Origin of the sequence: Bartonella sp. A1379B, from assembly GCF_002022485.1 — a bacterium.
GTDB lineage: Bacteria > Pseudomonadota > Alphaproteobacteria > Rhizobiales > Rhizobiaceae > Bartonella > Bartonella rochalimae.
Window position 1 is genome coordinate 961,429 of sequence record NZ_CP019780.1, and the last position, 16,676, is coordinate 978,104.

The 16,676-nt window shown below is 36.2% G+C and carries 14 protein-coding genes, 1 tRNA gene and 2 pseudogenes; 16 read left to right on the top strand and 1 reads right to left on the bottom strand.

Annotation, left to right across the window (positions count from 1 at the left end; translation table 11 throughout):
- Positions 1–33: 33 nt before the first annotated feature.
- The 8 genes and pseudogenes from BA1379B_RS04155 to BA1379B_RS04195 all read left to right on the top strand — a co-directional run bounded on the left by BA1379B_RS04155 (position 34) and on the right by BA1379B_RS04195 (position 8,250).
- Positions 34–2,235 carry a TonB-dependent hemoglobin/transferrin/lactoferrin family receptor gene (locus BA1379B_RS04155; protein WP_078692410.1) on the top strand — a complete coding sequence of 734 codons (2,202 nt, stop codon included), beginning with the start codon at positions 34–36 and terminating at the stop codon, positions 2,233–2,235.
- 249 nt (positions 2,236–2,484) lie between these two features.
- On the top strand, positions 2,485–3,528 hold the full coding sequence (locus BA1379B_RS04160; RefSeq protein ID WP_078692411.1) for a hemin-degrading factor: 1,044 nt from the start codon (positions 2,485–2,487) through the stop codon (positions 3,526–3,528).
- 16 nt (positions 3,529–3,544) lie between these two features.
- On the top strand, positions 3,545–4,447 hold the full coding sequence (locus tag BA1379B_RS04165) for a heme/hemin ABC transporter substrate-binding protein (protein WP_035007058.1): 903 nt from the start codon (positions 3,545–3,547) through the stop codon (positions 4,445–4,447).
- Between the two features lie 5 nt (positions 4,448–4,452).
- A complete protein-coding gene (locus BA1379B_RS04170) occupies positions 4,453–5,550 on the top strand; it encodes a FecCD family ABC transporter permease (RefSeq protein WP_035007057.1) in 1,098 nt (365 codons plus the stop codon).
- Complete coding sequence (locus tag BA1379B_RS04175) at positions 5,547–6,341, top strand: heme ABC transporter ATP-binding protein (protein WP_078692412.1); 795 nt, start codon at positions 5,547–5,549, stop codon at positions 6,339–6,341. Before BA1379B_RS04170 ends, BA1379B_RS04175 begins: the two co-directional genes overlap by 4 nt.
- Positions 6,342–6,408: 67 nt before the next feature.
- A pseudogene (locus tag BA1379B_RS04180) lies at positions 6,409–6,836 on the top strand (lambda exonuclease family protein); the annotation flags it as partial.
- A gap of 116 nt (positions 6,837–6,952) precedes the next feature.
- Positions 6,953–7,201 (top strand): hypothetical protein, encoded by a 249-nt coding sequence (locus BA1379B_RS04185; protein WP_035007055.1) that lies wholly within the window; start codon positions 6,953–6,955, stop codon positions 7,199–7,201.
- A 2-nt stretch (positions 7,202–7,203) separates the two neighbouring features.
- A pseudogene (locus tag BA1379B_RS04195) lies at positions 7,204–8,250 on the top strand (tyrosine-type recombinase/integrase).
- A gap of 76 nt (positions 8,251–8,326) precedes the next feature.
- On the opposite strand, the gene BA1379B_RS04200 reads toward BA1379B_RS04195, so the two are convergent.
- Positions 8,327–8,417 (bottom strand) — tRNA-Ser (locus tag BA1379B_RS04200).
- A gap of 338 nt (positions 8,418–8,755) precedes the next feature.
- Here BA1379B_RS04200 and BA1379B_RS04205 point away from each other — a divergent pair.
- The 8 genes from BA1379B_RS04205 (at position 8,756) to BA1379B_RS04240 (ending at position 16,645) form a co-directional block, all read left to right on the top strand.
- The gene (locus tag BA1379B_RS04205) at positions 8,756–9,991 is read left to right on the top strand and encodes a porin (RefSeq protein ID WP_078692414.1); all 1,236 of its coding nucleotides are present in this window, start codon (positions 8,756–8,758) and stop codon (positions 9,989–9,991) included.
- Positions 9,992–10,577: 586 nt separating this feature from the next.
- Entirely contained in the window at positions 10,578–12,419 is a 1,842-nt protein-coding gene (gene thiC, locus BA1379B_RS04210) for a phosphomethylpyrimidine synthase ThiC (protein WP_078692415.1), read from the top strand.
- Positions 12,416–13,366, top strand: a complete 951-nt coding sequence (locus BA1379B_RS04215; RefSeq protein ID WP_035007052.1) for an FAD-dependent oxidoreductase — start codon at positions 12,416–12,418, stop codon at positions 13,364–13,366. Before thiC ends, BA1379B_RS04215 begins: the two co-directional genes overlap by 4 nt.
- Before the next feature lie 3 nt (positions 13,367–13,369).
- Positions 13,370–13,567 carry a sulfur carrier protein ThiS gene (gene thiS, locus BA1379B_RS04220; RefSeq protein WP_035007049.1) on the top strand — a complete coding sequence of 66 codons (198 nt, stop codon included), beginning with the start codon at positions 13,370–13,372 and terminating at the stop codon, positions 13,565–13,567.
- 4 nt (positions 13,568–13,571) lie between these two features.
- A complete protein-coding gene (locus BA1379B_RS04225; RefSeq protein ID WP_035007047.1) occupies positions 13,572–14,345 on the top strand; it encodes a thiazole synthase in 774 nt (257 codons plus the stop codon).
- Positions 14,342–14,947: a thiamine phosphate synthase gene (locus BA1379B_RS04230; protein ID WP_035007045.1), complete on the top strand. Its 606-nt coding sequence runs from the start codon at positions 14,342–14,344 to the stop codon at positions 14,945–14,947. The genes BA1379B_RS04225 and BA1379B_RS04230 overlap by 4 nt, the downstream gene beginning before the upstream one ends.
- Positions 14,938–15,696, top strand: coding sequence for a hydroxymethylpyrimidine/phosphomethylpyrimidine kinase (locus tag BA1379B_RS04235; protein WP_078692416.1), 759 nt, complete (start codon positions 14,938–14,940; stop codon positions 15,694–15,696). The genes BA1379B_RS04230 and BA1379B_RS04235 overlap by 10 nt, the downstream gene beginning before the upstream one ends.
- 127 nt (positions 15,697–15,823) lie before the next feature.
- Positions 15,824–16,645, top strand: a complete 822-nt coding sequence (locus BA1379B_RS04240; RefSeq protein ID WP_078692417.1) for a uracil-DNA glycosylase — start codon at positions 15,824–15,826, stop codon at positions 16,643–16,645.
- Positions 16,646–16,676: the final 31 nt, after the last annotated feature.

The following is a 16,676-nucleotide window of genomic DNA, read 5'->3' on the forward strand; positions in this document are numbered from 1 at the left end:
AGGGGGTGTTTTTAAGAAAAATGATGGTGAACTATGCGAATAAAGCGAAATATCTATAAAAAGTATATGATTTCAGGTATGCTCTCAGTTTGTATACCTTCATTTGTTTTTGCACAAAATGGTAATAATAAGGATTCTATAACTAAACTTAAACCAATCGTAATTGAAAAAAAAATAGAAAATTCTTTGAATAAAGCGACGGTTTTGACTGATCGTGAAACTACCCAAAATATTGATAAAAAACAAATAAATGATATTCACGATATTAGCCATCTTAATCCCTCTATAAACTATAATACAGATAATAACAGTTTCGTAATTCGTGGTTTAAATGCCAATCGTGTTTTAACAACAATAGATGGTGTTCCTCTCCCATGGCTGAATGATGGAGTACGTGGTATTAAAGGTGGAAGTTCTGCATTTGCTTTTAATGCGCTTTCTACAATTGATATTATTCGTGGTTCAGATTCTAGTTTTTATGGTTCTGGTGCATTAGGTGGAATTATTGCCTTGCGTACTCTTAATCCTGAAGACCTCCTTACAAAAGAAAAGAATTGGGGAGCCCTTACAAAAGGCAGCTACAATTCTGCTGATAAAAGTTGGCATGTAAATCAAGCTTTTGCAGTGCGTGCTAACCAAACCTTGCTTCTTTTTCAGGGCTCTCGTGCAGAAGGTCATCAACGTAAGAATATGGGTACTGTAGAGGTTGATGGAGATAAACGCACACGCGAAAATCCTGCTGATTTTGACAAAAATAATCTGCTCTTTAAAGTCCATCAATATCTTAATGATAATCATCGATTTGGCTTTACAGCAGAACGTTTTTCTTACAACAAAGACACTCATTCATTGAATGCTTCAACTGAAATATTTTCTCCAAAATCTGTTTATAATGAGAGGAATACACGTCGTAAACGTTTTTCTGTTTCTTATGATTATAACGGCAATGGAGATGCTGTTTTTGATGCATTTCATGGGCAACTTTATTGGCAAAAGCAATCAAATAATCATATCTTAAATGGATATCGCATACAAATACCCAAAGGAGATTATTTAAGAGATAACTTTATGCGCAATACGGATTATGGCTTTAACACTTATAGCTTTAAAAAAGTGGATATTGGTTCTATGAGTCATAAGTTAAAGTTTGCTGCAAATGTTTTTGCATCTAAATTTCATCAATATGCATCAGGTAAAGATAATTGTCATTTAAGAGGCAATGAGCGTGGGTGTGTATTCCTAGGTACAAATAAATCAGATGCACCTGACACAAATAGCCAAGGTTTTGGTCTGACTCTCGAAAACGAAATAGGTTTTTCTAATAATAACCTTCGTTTTATCCCCGGAATACGTTATGATTGGTATAAACATATCCCTCAAAGAACACCTGCTTTTGAAAAAGCATTAGGTTCCAGGATAATGCCTGAAGAAAGTAGCGGCTCACATTTTTCTCCTAAAATGCGGATAGAATGGAATGCTAATAATCAAGTATTATTTTATACTCAGTGGGCGCAAGCTTTTCGCGCGCCGAGCGTTTCGGAGCTTTACTTAACCTTTGTCAAATCTCCTTTTTACTATATGATTGGAAATCCTGATCTTAAACCAGAAACCAGTAATGGATATGATATTGGTGTACAATACAATAACATGCATTTAAATGGTTCTTTCAGTGTTTTCACCAATGAATATAAAAACTTTATTGATGTTATAGATAAAGGACCTTCAAAAGAATTTATGTATGCGCGCAAACATTATGTAAACCGTGCGCATGTGCGTATTTCTGGTGTCGAAACGAAAGCACATTTCACCTTGATGAATGGCCTTCATAGTAATTTTGCCCTTGCTTATACACAAGGAAAAGATCTCGATAAAGATGAATATCTCAATTCAATTCCAGCTTTTAAAACAGTCTTTGGATTGGGATATGAAAAAGAACTTTGGGGAACAGATATTATACTAACTTTGGCTGCTAAGCGTGATAAAGTAGAAGGAAATTCTGATTACAACAAAATTCCAGGCTATGGTGTCGTTGATATATTGGGTTGGTGGAAACCTTTCGGTGAGAAAGGCCCAATTATAAGAGCTGGTGTTTATAATCTTTTTGACCAAAAATACTGGAATGCAGCTGATCTACCTTCCCCTTCTCCTATTCCTAGACGCCAATCGTTACCACCAAAAGATTATTTTAGTCAGCCTGGTCGTAACTTTAAGATATCTTATGTACAAGAATTTTAATTATTGTTGTCAGTCTTTAAACTATTGAGGAAATTATAATTGATAAAAAGGTATGTTATTGCATTTTAATCCTTACTTTATTCTAACCCAAAATTTGGGAAAAGGATTGTAAATATTTTTAATTTATCAGATTCAATTTTTATTATTGATAGGGGCAATTGATTGACAAGCTGAGCCATTGTTTACAATGGCTCAGCATAATTTTTTAAAATGAAGTAAAATTGACTCTAAATAAAGTAAGGAAAGCCTATGTCTTATACAGCTGAAATGATTATAAAAATGCGTGAAGAAAAAAAAGATATGCGTAATCGTGATTTTGCTAATTCGATTGGTATATCTGAAGCGGAATTCATAGCAGCATATCGTACAATTGGAAAAGCAAAAAGATTAAAAGTTGATATTCCTACTCTCCTTGAAAATGCTCCTAAAATTGAAACCGTTATGGCATTAACACGCAATGAATATGCTGTTCATGAAAAAACAGGATGTTTTGAAAAAATTGTTCTGAATGAACATATCCCTATGACATTTGGAGAAATTGATTTGCGGATTTTTCCCAAAAAATGGGAATTTGGTTTTGAATATGAAATGATGGTTTTTGGAAAGCCGACAAAAAGTTTACAATTTTTTGATCAATATGGTACCGCTATTTTTAAAGTCTATTCTAAAGACATGACAAATATGGAACAATGGAATATACTTGTTGAAAAATTACTTCATGAAGATCAATCATCTGCTCTTCATATTCCTCCAACTCCTGCACCTATACAACACAATACAGAAAATTTAGACATTGAGAAATTTCGTGATCGTTGGAGAAACATGACTGATGTGCATCAGCTCCATGAAATTACTTCCGAATTTAAAATTGGTCGGCATGATGCTGTAAAACATGCTAGCAACGAGTTTACTAATGAATTAAGTGCAGAATCCATTGAAATGATGCTGAATAAAGCCGTTGAACAAGAAATACCAATTATGTGTTTTGTTGGTAATAAAGGCTGCATTCAAATTTTCAGCGGTCCAATTAAAAATATTAAACAAATGGGACCTTGGCTCAATATTCTTGATGACAACTTTCATTTACATATGCTTATTTCTGGTGTTAACAAAGTATGGCATGTTCGCAAACCTATAAGTGAGGGTTATGTTAGTTCTCTTGAAGTTTTTGATCAAAATGGTGAAATGATTGTCCAATTCTTTGGTCTAAGAAAAGAGGGTCAAAAAGAATGCGAAAAATGGCGCTCTTTACTAAATGATTTGCCTTTGTACCAAGAGACAAATATTACTTAAAGGATAAGACCTAGATATGTTGAGACCTTTTTTGCATAAACTATCAGGCCTTTCTCTTTTATATTTGTTGTTGTTCTTTACTTGTTTCTCTAAACAAGTAATGGCTGAACTGACAACAAGTTTTCCTGAAAATGCCCGAATTATTTCCATTGGTGGTGCTCTTACAGAAACTGTTTATGCATTAGGGGCTCAAGATCAACTTGTTGCTCGTGACAGCACAAGCATCTATCCACAAGCTGCACTCAAACTTCCTGAACTTGGGTACATGCGCCATCTTTCTCCTGAAGGTATTTTATCTCTTTCTCCAGAAGGTATATTACTTATTGAAGGAAGCGGTCCTCCTTCAACAATTGAGATTCTCAAAAAAACATCAATACCTCTCGTAATCATACCAGAAAACTTTTCACGTGAAAGTGTCATAGAAAAAATTCGCCTTGTTGGTAAAGCTCTACATCGAGAAGTTCAAGCAGCTGAACTGATTAAAAAATTGAACAATAACTTTATAAACAATGATATGCTTTTAACAAAAATAACTAAACCAAAACGCGTTCTTTTTATTTTTTCATTACAAAACGGAGGTGTTATGGTATCTGGAACAGATACTGCAGCTGATGGTATGATCAAACTTTCAGGAGGTATAAATGCCATTTCTGATTATAAAGGATATAAGCTTTTAAATAATGAAGCTTTATTAAATTCAAATCCTGATTTCATATTGTTTGTCAATCACAATGGAAATTCAACTAAAATTGATACAATTTTAGCTATACCAGCAATTCAAGCAACACCTGCAGCTAAAAATCATGCTATTAAACAAATAGATGCCATGTATTTTTTAGGTTTTGGTCCACGCACTGCAGAAGCATCAAAAGAGCTAATTAATATGCTTTATGGCACAGAACAAAATGGCAAGAGTTGATAGAAATGGTTAAGCATATTTCTACAACGCACATCTCTGAAATAATAGACAATACAAAAGTACCCCCCACAAATCGAGGAAAAATTGCGCTATTAATTTTAATAGTAATTCTTATCTTCAGTATTTTTAGTGGACTATTCAGTGGTGCATCAAATGCTTCTCTCATTAATCTCATTCATGTAATTCTTACGCAAAATTTTTCAGCAGCTAGCAAGACGTATGACTACCTTATCCTCATTGAGATCAGATTACCTCGTATTATCTTAAGCTCATTGGTCGGAGCCGCTCTCGCTGTTTCTGGTGTTCTTATGCAGGGACTCTTTCGTAATCCTCTCGCAGATCCTGGAATCGTAGGTGTATCAGCAGGTGCAAGTCTCGGCGCTGTATTAACCATTGTTATTGGTATTTCCTTCCCACCTTTCTTTATTCCTTTTCTAGAATCTTACAAAATTGTCATAGGTGCATTTCTTGGTGGACTTTTATCAACAATGATTCTCTATGTAATAGCAACACGACACAGTTTTACCTCTATTGCAACGATGCTTCTTGCAGGCATTGCTCTTAGTGCTTTCAGCAGCGCTATTGTTGGAAGTTTAATTTTTACTGCTAATGATCAACAATTGCGTGACATTACTTTTTGGAATCTTGGTTCCCTTTCGGGTGCTACGTGGTTAAAAGTTTGTCTCATTTTACCTATTGTTTGGATTGGCTTGCTTTTTTCTCCCTTTTTATCACGTGCACTTAATGCACTCGCACTCGGAGAAGCTGTCGCTCAACATATTGGTTTTCATATTCAACGGATTAAAAACATTGCTGTTTTACTTGTTGCTCTAATGTGCGGAGGAGCAGTTGCTGTCAGTGGTGGAATTGGTTTTATTGGTATTGTTGTTCCACATATTCTACGTCTGCTTATTGGTCCTGATCACCGCTATCTCATCCCTTGTTCAGCTCTCTTAGGAGCAGTATTACTGACTTTTTCTGATACCTTTGCACGTTGTATTATTGCTCCAGCAGAATTACCCATTGGAATTGTCACAGCACTTTTTGGTGCACCTTTTTTTCTTTGGATCCTTATATACCAACGAGGAATAAATTTTTCATGATTGAAGCGATCAATGTCTGTATTCAACGCAGAAAAACAAATATTCTGAAGCATATTCACTTTCAAGCTAAAAGTGGCACCCTCACCATCATTATTGGTCCAAATGGCTCTGGAAAAAGTACCTTTATACAAGCGCTTAGTGGAGAAATTCCTTATAATGGTAAAATGACCCTAAATGGCCATGATATTAAACAAACAAAAGCAAATAAAATGGCAATGATGCGTGCAGTTTTGCCTCAATCAACAACACTAGCATTTCCATTTTTCGTTCATGAAGTAGTAAGACTTGGTCTTTCTATCAACCAGATTAACATCACAAAAGCTCAATTTAAAAACCTCCCTCAAAAAGCTTTAAAACGTGTTGGTCTGGTAGACTATGAAAACCGATATTATCACCAATTATCTGGTGGTGAACAAGCTAGAGTCCAGCTTGCCCGTGTTCTTTGCCAAGTATGGGAGCCTATTTATAATGGAGTTGCTCGTTGGCTGATATTAGATGAACCCATTGCCAACCTTGATATACAACATCAGCTTATTGTCATGAATATTATAAAAAATTTTGTTCGTTGTGGTGGTGGCGTTCTTGCTGTTCTACATGATCTCAATCTTGCCGCTCACTATGCCGATAAAATCATACTATTAAAACAAGGAGAAATTTGTTGTGAAGGAGATGCCTCCACTGTTTTAACAACAGAAAATCTGCGTAAAGCTTATAATTGCTCGCTCACAGTTTCCGAAATACCTAAAAAAAACATCCCTTTTATATTACCACAAACAGCATCTCATTTATAACATATATAATACAACGGCTTTTCCTGATGACTTTATTGTCTGAAAAGCGAAACTGCCTTTCAACAGGGGCATTGAACATGAAGAGGATGCCCTCAAAGAATATAGCTTTATCTATGATAGAGAAGTTACATGTGGTTTCATCCCATATCCTACAATCGAAATGGCCAGTGCAAGCCCTGATGGTCTCATAGGTGAGAATGGGCTCATAGAGATTAAATGTCCCCAATCTGTAAACCACCTTCGTTTCTGGATGACAGAAAAAATCAAACCAGAATATTTAGCATAAATGCAATTTCAAATGGCTTGTACAGGACGTCAGTAGTGTGATTTTTGAGCTATGATCCCGGGTTTTCAGGACAATCTGCTCACTTACGTCTCAAGGTTCAGCGGATCCATCGCAATGATGAACAGATAGAATCCATCAATCAAGCAGTGGAAGCATTTTTAAAAGAAATCGAACAAGATATCAAAAAGATTACAGCTCAAGCGGCTTAAAGTTATGGGGACGCTCCAGCCATCCCCCTCCAGCGTCCCTGCCCTTTCCTAACAACTTTAAAAACATGCGTGCTTCACGCCACAGGCGAATTGCATCTCAATTGAAGGAGAAAAACATGGCACACCGCCTTCCCACCATAACTCAACCCGCTATTGCTCGCGCCTTGCAAGAAGCAAAAAAACAAGGATGTGAACTCATAGAAATTAAACCATCTGGAGAGTTATTAATTCATATCAATAAAACTGTAGTATCACCAACAATAAATGATGTGTATAGCATCAATAATTTTCCTTCACTTGAAAACGAGCAAGAAGAATTTCGTACTAACCCATCTTGCCTTTCTGTTGATGGCATAAAATTCTAACCATGCCAAAGCGTCGTCCACCACATCTTGTGCGTGAACGTACACGCCATGGTAAAATCATATGGTATGTCCGTATTGATCATGGACAACGTCGCAGAGTGCACGGAACCTATGGAACACAAGAATTTGTTGACAATTATACGCTTGCTCTGAAAGACGCGCAAAATGGCTCCTTAAAAACAATAAGACGCACAAGACTTACGGAAGGGTCTTTTGATTGGTTGTTGCATCAATATTTACAAAGCATATCATGGCACAACCAATCAGAATCCACTAAAAAAGTTAAGCACAGGATTCTGAACAATGTGTATAAACATATTGGTGATCGCACGTATACGCATATAAAAGTATAGAAAAACATCATATTCTTGATGCTGTAGAAAGAAGATGTGCAACACCTGCAGCAACAAAACATTTCTTAACGGCTTTGAATGGTCTTTTTAATTGGGCGGTTGAGAATGCTCTGTTAAACAGAAATCCTGCTCTGAATATTAAAGCACCAAAATCCTTGAACGCAGAAGGTTTCGCTCCACGGCTAGAAGAAGACATTGAAAAATACTACTATTGCTAGACAAGAGGAACACATGAAGGTGTCTGGATTGATGTTCTTTTACAGGCTTACGCCGTGGTGATGCCGTTCGGATTAGGTGGAAAGATGTAACAGATAATATTATTCATCTCAAAATAGAAAAGAGCCAATTTAAAACAGATGTTTTTCTTCTGATTTTACTAGAACTTGCAGAAACTCTTAAAATTGGTCCCGTAGGTGATGAAACATTCATTTGCGAAAAGGGTGGAAATAAACTTGTAAAAGAAAACTTTGGCAACTTATTTCATGAAGCGTGTAATCAAGCGGAAATCAAAAATCAGCCTATGGATTAAGAAAACTAACAGCAACACGTGCTGCCAATGCTGGTGCTACAGCTTCACAACTCAAGGCAATTTTTGGCTAGACAGAAAATAGCATGGCATCCCTCTATACTAAAACAGCGGATAGGAAGCACCTCGCAATAGAAGCAATAAAAAAGCTTCAAAAAGATTCAGGATAAAACAGAAAAAACATAATAAAATCAATGGAGTCAAAAACCCTTAGCTTTTAGATAACCCATTGATTTTATTGATACTTGGCGGAGAGGAAGAGATTCGAACTCTCGAGAGCCTTTTGAGCCCTACTCCCTTAGCAGGGGAGCGCCTTCGACCACTCGGCCACCTCTCCAATTAAGGTGCATAAACAGTATCAATAAAAAATTCAAGATATTTTCGATTTTTTTCAAAATATCTGAAATTTTAGTTCTAATTGATTGGATTAAATTAAAAAATAATGAATGTTTGTGTCTTTTTTATCACACAAGAATAAATAGTACATAAATTACTTTTGACAAGGTTAATTTATATTTGTATCTCAAAATAAAGGTTCGTATAGTTAACATTATGTAATGTTTGGCTTAGTTCTCGCGTATTTTTTTAGCAAGCGGACATAATATATAACCTTTATACACTCTATAAATAAACCCAATACACACTCTTATAATTAAAACCGACTGGAGATCATTTATGAATATTAAAACCTTCCTTCTAAGTTCTACATTAGCTCTTTCTGCAGTTTCTGGATCTCAAGCGGCTTCAACTGTCCCAGCAAAACCTGAACCTATAGAATATGTACGTGCTTGTGATGCGTACGGTCCGGGATATTTCTATATTCCTGGAACAGAAACATGTATTCGCGTATCTGGTAATGTCCGCGCAGATTTTACAGGTGGTGACAATGTTAATGCAATAACCGATGCGGATTTAGCAAATGGTAAAAAAACTTATCGCACAAATTCACGTTTAACCCTTATTTTCCAAGCTGCTTCTGAAACAGAATTAGGAACGCTTCGCTCATATGCGGAAATTCGCTCACAATGGAGCAAAGGAAAGGATAGTTCTGGTGGTCAACTTCGTGCTGCTTATATAGAAATTGGTGGCTTTCGTGTAGGTCTTGATAGCACAATTTTCGACAGTTGGACCGGTGGTTATGGTAAAGTTATCAATGGCGATAGCATAGCACCAGCAGGTGATATACGCACGAATACTATTTCTTACACTTTTAATGCTGATTCTGGTTTTTCCGCTATTGTTGGAGTTGAATTGGGTAATGCGTCAGGTCCTGCTCTTAAAACAAACGCTGGTAACAGTATCGAATACTATTACATCGATAAAGATAGCAAAATTGTTCGTGTTGATGAAACAGATCTCCCAAGTAAACAAACAAAAGACTATAACCCTAATATCTTATTTGGTATGAAATTTATGCAAAAATGGGGTGGAGCCTCAACTGTTGTCGCTTATGATGCTTATTACAAAAAATGGGCTGCTAAAGCACGTGTAGATTTGAATATCAATGATAATTTAAATCTTTGGGCAATGGGAGGCTATAAAAATAACCTAGATTACTATAGAGTAGATACTGTAGAGGATTCTAATAATGTATTGTCGCGTCAGAATACCACCATTTATGCAAACTGGGGTGGTAAATGGGCAGCGTGGGCTGGTGCAACTTACAAAATCAATCCAAAAGCAAATTTGAATGCTCAAGTGTCTTATAGTGCTATAAAAACTTTCGCAACATCCGTTAATGTTGCATATAAACTGATTCCAGGATTTGTTATTACACCTGAACTAACCTACATTTCTTGGAACGATGACCGTACTTTCAAAGGTAAAGCGAATAGTGATGCAAACTATAGTAATGCTTTGAATGGAAAAAGTGCTTTGCAAAGTATGATTCGTTTCCAACGTTCATTCTAATTTCTTAAAAAGAAAGCTTATAGACACTGGTAACCTAGGTTACCGGTGTCTTTTTTACTAATAATATTTGTAATAATCATAAATCTCTTGCGATCTTGCATTCATTGATAGTACTCAATAAAAGAACAATTTTATTATATATATTAAAGGCGCTCTACTAATAATAGAGCTATACTTTTTGCATCAATAAATTATTTATGAAGTAAATCATAAGAATATACTTTCTACCTATACTATTTTGCTAATATTGTATGTTAATGACTTATAATTTTTCTTGATTCTATTCAAAAAACATTTCAAAATTATTCAAAATACATCTTTGCAATTGACAATATAGGTATTTCAGCTGATCATAATTGCACAAATAAATGCTCTGACTAGGAGTGGAGTACATATATAGATACTACAAAAAATATTGTTCTTGATTTCCTCAAAATAAAATTTTATGAATTTTGTCGGATGTGTATTGATACAAAAAATGATATTGTGCGTAATCTTATTAAAGAGACCTGATTTATTGAGCTGAACGCATTCCTAATAATCTTGCAAGGCATTTTTTCACTACGAATCTATAAGGAAAAAGTTTGTGCAAAAAAACACTCCATCAATTAGTTTTTCTCCTTTCCCTGCGTCACGCAAAATTTATCGACAGAGCCTTCTCTTTCCTAATGTACACGTACCATTCCGTGAAATTTCTCTGACAGATAATAGTCATGAAGAAACTTTGACGATTTATGATACTTCAGGTCCTTATACCGATGAAAATGCGACTATTGATATTACAAAAGGATTACCTGCCATTAGCACACCCTGGCTATCTGAGCGTTCTGACATTGAATCCTATCCAGCACGATTAATTCAACCTGCAGATAATGGTTTTACTCATGATAAAAATCTTGCACCAACTTTTGAACAAACTCGTCCCGTTTTTCGCGCAAAAAATAATAAAGCAGTCACACAAATGGCTTATGCACGTGCAGGTATTATTACTGCAGAAATGGAATATGTTGCTATACGTGAAAATGAAGGTTTGGTAGCAAAAGATCAAAAAAAAATATCGGGAGAAACATTCGGCGCATCAATACCAGAAACCTATACTGCAGAATTTGTTCGCAATGAAATTGCCTGCGGACGAGCTATTATTCCTCACAATATCAATCATCCAGAATGCGAACCAATGATTATTGGTCGTAATTTTCGTGTTAAAATTAATGCTAATATTGGTAATTCAGCAGTTACTTCATCCATGGCAGAAGAAGTTGAAAAGATGGTTTGGGCCATTCGTTGGGGCGCAGATACAGTTATGGATCTTTCAACAGGTCGTAATATTCATAATATTCGTGAATGGATTATTCGCAATTCTCCTGTTCCTATTGGGACTGTCCCAATTTATCAAGCGCTTGAAAAAGTACATGGTATTGCTGAAAATTTAACATGGGATGTTTTTCGCGATACCTTAATTGAACAAGCAGAACAGGGTGTTGATTATTTTACTATTCACGCAGGATTAAGATTGCCCTTCATCCCCTTAACGATTAATCGCGTAACAGGTATTGTTTCACGAGGTGGTTCTATTATGGCTAAGTGGTGTCTGCATCACCATAAAGAAAATTTTTTATATGAACATTTCGATGAAATTTGTGACATTGCACGCATGTATGATGTCTCTCTTTCATTAGGAGATGGATTGCGTCCAGGCTCTCTTGCGGATGCAAACGATGAAGCCCAATTTGCTGAACTTGAAACTTTGGGAGAACTAACAAAAGTTGCATGGGAAAAAGATGTACAGGTTATGATTGAAGGACCTGGTCATGTACCAATGCATAAAATTAAAGAAAATATGGAAAAACAACTAACCCTCTGCCACGAAGCACCCTTTTATACTTTAGGCCCTCTTACAACTGACATTGCTCCTGGATATGACCATATCACATCGGCTATTGGTGCCGCTATGATTGGTTGGTTTGGTACTGCTATGCTTTGCTATGTAACACCTAAAGAACATCTAGGACTACCAGATAAAAATGATGTAAAAACCGGGGTGATCACTTATAAAATCGCAGCTCATGCTGCTGATCTTGCTAAAGGCTTGCCTGGAGTGCAATTACGCGATAATGCCCTCTCACGTGCACGATTTGATTTTCGGTGGCGTGATCAATTTAATCTTTCCCTTGATCCAGATACCGCATGCTCCTTTCACGATGAAACAATGCCTAAAGAGGCCCATAAATTAGTGCATTTTTGCTCTATGTGTGGACCTAAATTCTGTTCAATTCGTATTTCCCATGATATCCGTGATGCAGCAACAAAAAGAAAAGAAGCAAAAAGAAAAGAAGAAGGTATGATTGCTATGGCTGAAAAATATAAAAAAAGCGGTGATCTCTACATAGAAAATGCTCACTCTAGAAAAGAGAAAGCAAACAATTGAAAAATATTCTTATCAAAGGCGCAGGTGTAGGGGGCTTAACAGTTGCTTTTATGCTACAACAAAAAGGTATCCCTATCACTGTATCTGCGCCTCCCCATTCTCCTATAGGAACTGCAAGCTGGTATGCAGGAGGTATGTTAGCACCTCACTGTGAAAAAGAAAGTTCTGAACAAATTATCGAAGATCTTGGTATACAAGCTATGCAATGGTGGAAAGAAACACTTCCTAATATTGTAGAACAAAAAGGTACTTTGGTCGTTGCTCCTACGCGAGATATAGCAGAGCTCGAACGATTTTCAATGCGTACAAATAATCATAAAATCATAGATAATACAGAAATAACACATATTGAACCCGATCTTGCTGGACGTTTTAACCGTGCACTTTTTTATGAAACTGAAGCACACATTGATCCACGCAAAGCACTGATCACTTTAAAAGAAATTCTTATAAAAAATGGAGCTTGTTTTGTTGATATAGGAATATCCGAAGAGAATTTTAATACTATCATTGATGCAACAGGAATAGCACGTTTAGGAAAAGATAAAAATATACGAGGAGTTCGCGGTGAGATGCTTCTAGTGCGCAGCACAGATATTAAAATTTCTCGTCCAATTCGTCTTCTCCACCCACGTATTCCACTCTATGTAGTCCCTAGACCAAATAATATCTTTATGATTGGAGCAACAATGATTGAAAGTGACTTTAGTGGTGCTATCTCGGCAAGATCAATGATGGAATTTCTCAACGCAGCTTATACTCTCCATCCTGCCTTTGCTGAAGCAGAAATTATTGAATCCGGCGTTGGCGTTCGTCCCTGCTATCCTAATAATTTACCTTATGTTCATAAACATGATAATCATATCTTTATTAATGGATTTTATAGACATGGTTTTCTTTTATCTCCAGAAATGGCAAAACAAGGGGTAAAATTAGCGTTGGAATAAAGCATGAAAATATCTGTTAACGGTGAAATAATTGAAACAAAAGCAACCTATCTTAATTTACTTCTTGATGAATTAGGTTATGAAGGTAATTGGCTAGCAACGGCTGTTAATTCTGAAGTTGTTTCTCTTGATGAACGAAGCCAATTTGTTTTGCATGAAGGAGATAGAATTGAAATTCTAAGCCCAATGCAAGGAGGCTAAAACGATGTTGAATTTTTATGGACGTGAATTTTCTTCCCGCCTTTTGTTAGGTACAGCTCAATATCCCTCACTAGAAGTTCTCCGTAAAGCTATTCATAAATCTGGTACAGAAATTGTAACAATTTCATTACGCCGAGAAACTGCAGGGGGAAAACAAAGTGGACAATTTTGGCAATTTCTTAAAGAACTTGACATAACTGTACTTCCCAATACTGCCGGCTGTTATACTGTTAAGGAAGCTGTCACAACAGCTCAATTATCACGAGATCTCTTTAAAACACCTTGGATTAAACTGGAAGTTATTGGTAATTCAGATACATTACAGCCAAATGTTTTTTCTTTAGTTGAAGCAGCACAAATTTTAAATAATGAAGGCTTTCAAATTTTTGCCTATACAACAGATGATCTTATTGTTGCTGAAAAACTCTTTGAAGTTGGCTGCCGTGTCATTATGCCTTGGTGTGCGCCTATTGGATCTGCTAAAGGTCCTCGTGATACTGATGGATTACGTTCTATCCGTGCGTATCTTCCTGATCTTACTCTTGTTATCGATGCTGGCATTGGACGTCCATCGCATGCTGCCATTGCTATGGAACTTGGCTATGATGCAGTACTCCTCAATACAGCTGTTGCTAAAGCGGGTGATCCTGTATTAATGGCTGAAGCATTTTCTAAAGCTATTATAGCAGGACATATCGGTTACAAAGCAGGACTCCTTAAAGCACGCAATGTAGCAGTGCCTTCAACACCAGTTATCGGCAAAGCAATATTCTCATGAAACTTGACCCATTTTATCCCATTGTTGATAGTGCAGATTGGGTTGAACGTTTAGTTCCCTTTGGAATTAAGCTGATACAACTACGCATAAAAGATAAAGATACAGAAACAATCATTCAACATATAAAACGAGCAAAGAATATATGTGATAAATTTAAAGTCCAATTAGTCATTAACGATTATTGGAAAATAGCCATTGACGAAAAATGTGATTTTATTCACCTTGGACAAGAAGATTTAAAAAGTGCTGACATTTTGGCAATCCGTAAAAGTGGTATAAAATTTGGTCTTAGCACTCATGATGAACACGAACTAGATATCAGTTTATCTATCTCTCCCGAATATATTGCACTTGGTCCCATTTATCCAACAATTTTAAAAAAAATGAAATGGGCTCCACAAGGACTAGAAAAAATCAAGCAATGGAGAAAGAAAATTGGTTCTTTGCCTTTAATAGGTATTGGTGGTTTAACACCAGAACGCGCAATAAGTATTTTAAAAATTGGAGCAAATAGCGCTGCTGTTGTCACTGATATTATTTTAAATAAAAAGCCCGAAGAACGTGTCCAACAGTGGATAAAGGTGACTCAAGCATGGCGCTAATGCCTTCTATACTTATTGTTGCAGGTACCGATCCAACAGGAGGAGCCGGTATTGCTCGTGATATAGAAACAGCAACACATTTTCAAACAAAAGCAAGTTTAGCAATCACAGCTGTCAACGTACAAGATAACAACCATGTTGCTGAAATTGTACCCATGAGTAAAGAAACTATTTCTGCACAAATGCGTATTGCCCTTAAAAATAACTCAATACATGCAATCAAAATCGGTATGACAGGAACCCAAGCAATTATAGAAGGAATCTGTGATATCTTAAAAGATTATCATCATATTCCAACCATTCTTGATCCTGTACTCATCGCCTCATCAGGGGGGCAGCTTACCACAGAAGCAATCACAGATATTATGCTCAATAAACTGCTTCCTCATATTGATCTTTTAACACCCAATATGGCAGAGCTTTCTCTTCTCAGTAAAAGCCCTTTGGCTTCTAATCATGAAGAAGCAATCCACCAAGCACAAAGACTTCTTTCATTTGGTCCACGCCATATATTAATAAAAGGCGGACATACCGAAGGTAATTTTGCAACAGACAGCTTAATTAATAAAACTGAAATTATAAATATTTCCTCTCCGCGTTTAAAAGGAACGATGCGTGGAACAGGTTGCATCCTTTCAAGTGCTATTGCTGCAAATCTAGCATTAAAACAATCGATGATTGAAGCCATAAAAAATGCTAAAGCGTACACTTACACATTGCTTCTAAAGCATTGTAAAAAGGATCATTAAAAATCTAATACCATTCCATTTTCTGAGAGTATACTGAACTTCTATTTACAATAAACATATTATAAATCTTGAAGAATAATTCTTCTTAGTTTATTGATTGATAGATCAGTATAAAGCAAAAAGCAAAATGTCAGAAAAAAATAAAGATGTAATCTCCAATGAAGATCTACTCAGCTTCTACAAAGAAAGTGGTGTTGATGCTGCGCTTACTGACGTTCCTATTGATCACTTTAATCAAGCTGCCTCTTTAGAACCGCAATTAAACCAAGCACACGGTATCCCCTATTATAAAAAAATATCTCCAACCATAAAATCGCATACTCTTGCACCTGATAATCCAGACAAAACACAACCTGTACTCTCAGCTGTAGAGATAGCAAAAAGTGCTCAAACTCTTGATGAGTTGAAATCCGCCCTTCTTTCTTTTAATGGTTGCTCATTAAAACTAACAGCCAAAAATACCTGTTTTTCTGATGGAACAGCAGGAAGTCCTCTTATGCTCATAGGTGAAGCTCCAGGACGAGAAGAAGATATACAAGGAATTCCATTTGTAGGAAAAGCAGGCATACTACTCAACAAAATACTCGCATCAATTGGTCTCTCAAGACAAAATGTTTACATAGCAAATACTATTCCCTGGCGTCCACCAGGAAACCGCACACCAACACCACGCGAAGTTACATTATGTCGCCCTTTTATTGAACGTCAAATTTTATTAGCCAAGCCTCGTATTCTTATAGCACTAGGAAGCACTGCCGCACAATTCTTTACGGGAATTCAGAGTGGCATTATTCGAATAAGAGGAAAATGGCTTACTTATGAAAATGAAGATCTTCAAATCCCTGTTATGCCAACTTTTCATCCCGCTTATCTTTTAAGGACGCCTAGTCAAAAAAAGCTTACATGGATGGACTTTTTAGAAGTAAAAAACCGTTTAAATAATCTTTAGTCATTTTTAAATTCTGCCTTTTCTTAAGCAA

Excerpts from the sequence above, each read along its gene's own strand:
- BA1379B_RS04155 (WP_078692410.1), top strand. The coding sequence starts at position 34 with ATGCGAATAAAGCGAAATATCTATAAAAAGTATATGATTTCAGGTATG.
- BA1379B_RS04160 (WP_078692411.1), top strand. The coding sequence starts at position 2,485 with ATGTCTTATACAGCTGAAATGATTATAAAAATGCGTGAAGAAAAAAAA.
- BA1379B_RS04165 (WP_035007058.1), top strand. The coding sequence starts at position 3,545 with ATGTTGAGACCTTTTTTGCATAAACTATCAGGCCTTTCTCTTTTATAT.
- BA1379B_RS04170 (WP_035007057.1), top strand. The coding sequence starts at position 4,453 with ATGGTTAAGCATATTTCTACAACGCACATCTCTGAAATAATAGACAAT.
- BA1379B_RS04175 (WP_078692412.1), top strand. The coding sequence starts at position 5,547 with ATGATTGAAGCGATCAATGTCTGTATTCAACGCAGAAAAACAAATATT.
- BA1379B_RS04185 (WP_035007055.1), top strand. The coding sequence starts at position 6,953 with ATGGCACACCGCCTTCCCACCATAACTCAACCCGCTATTGCTCGCGCC.
- BA1379B_RS04205 (WP_078692414.1), top strand. The coding sequence starts at position 8,756 with ATGAATATTAAAACCTTCCTTCTAAGTTCTACATTAGCTCTTTCTGCA.
- thiS (WP_035007049.1), top strand. The coding sequence starts at position 13,370 with ATGAAAATATCTGTTAACGGTGAAATAATTGAAACAAAAGCAACCTAT.
- BA1379B_RS04225 (WP_035007047.1), top strand. The coding sequence starts at position 13,572 with ATGTTGAATTTTTATGGACGTGAATTTTCTTCCCGCCTTTTGTTAGGT.
- BA1379B_RS04230 (WP_035007045.1), top strand. The coding sequence starts at position 14,342 with ATGAAACTTGACCCATTTTATCCCATTGTTGATAGTGCAGATTGGGTT.
- BA1379B_RS04235 (WP_078692416.1), top strand. The coding sequence starts at position 14,938 with ATGGCGCTAATGCCTTCTATACTTATTGTTGCAGGTACCGATCCAACA.
- BA1379B_RS04240 (WP_078692417.1), top strand. The coding sequence starts at position 15,824 with ATGTCAGAAAAAAATAAAGATGTAATCTCCAATGAAGATCTACTCAGC.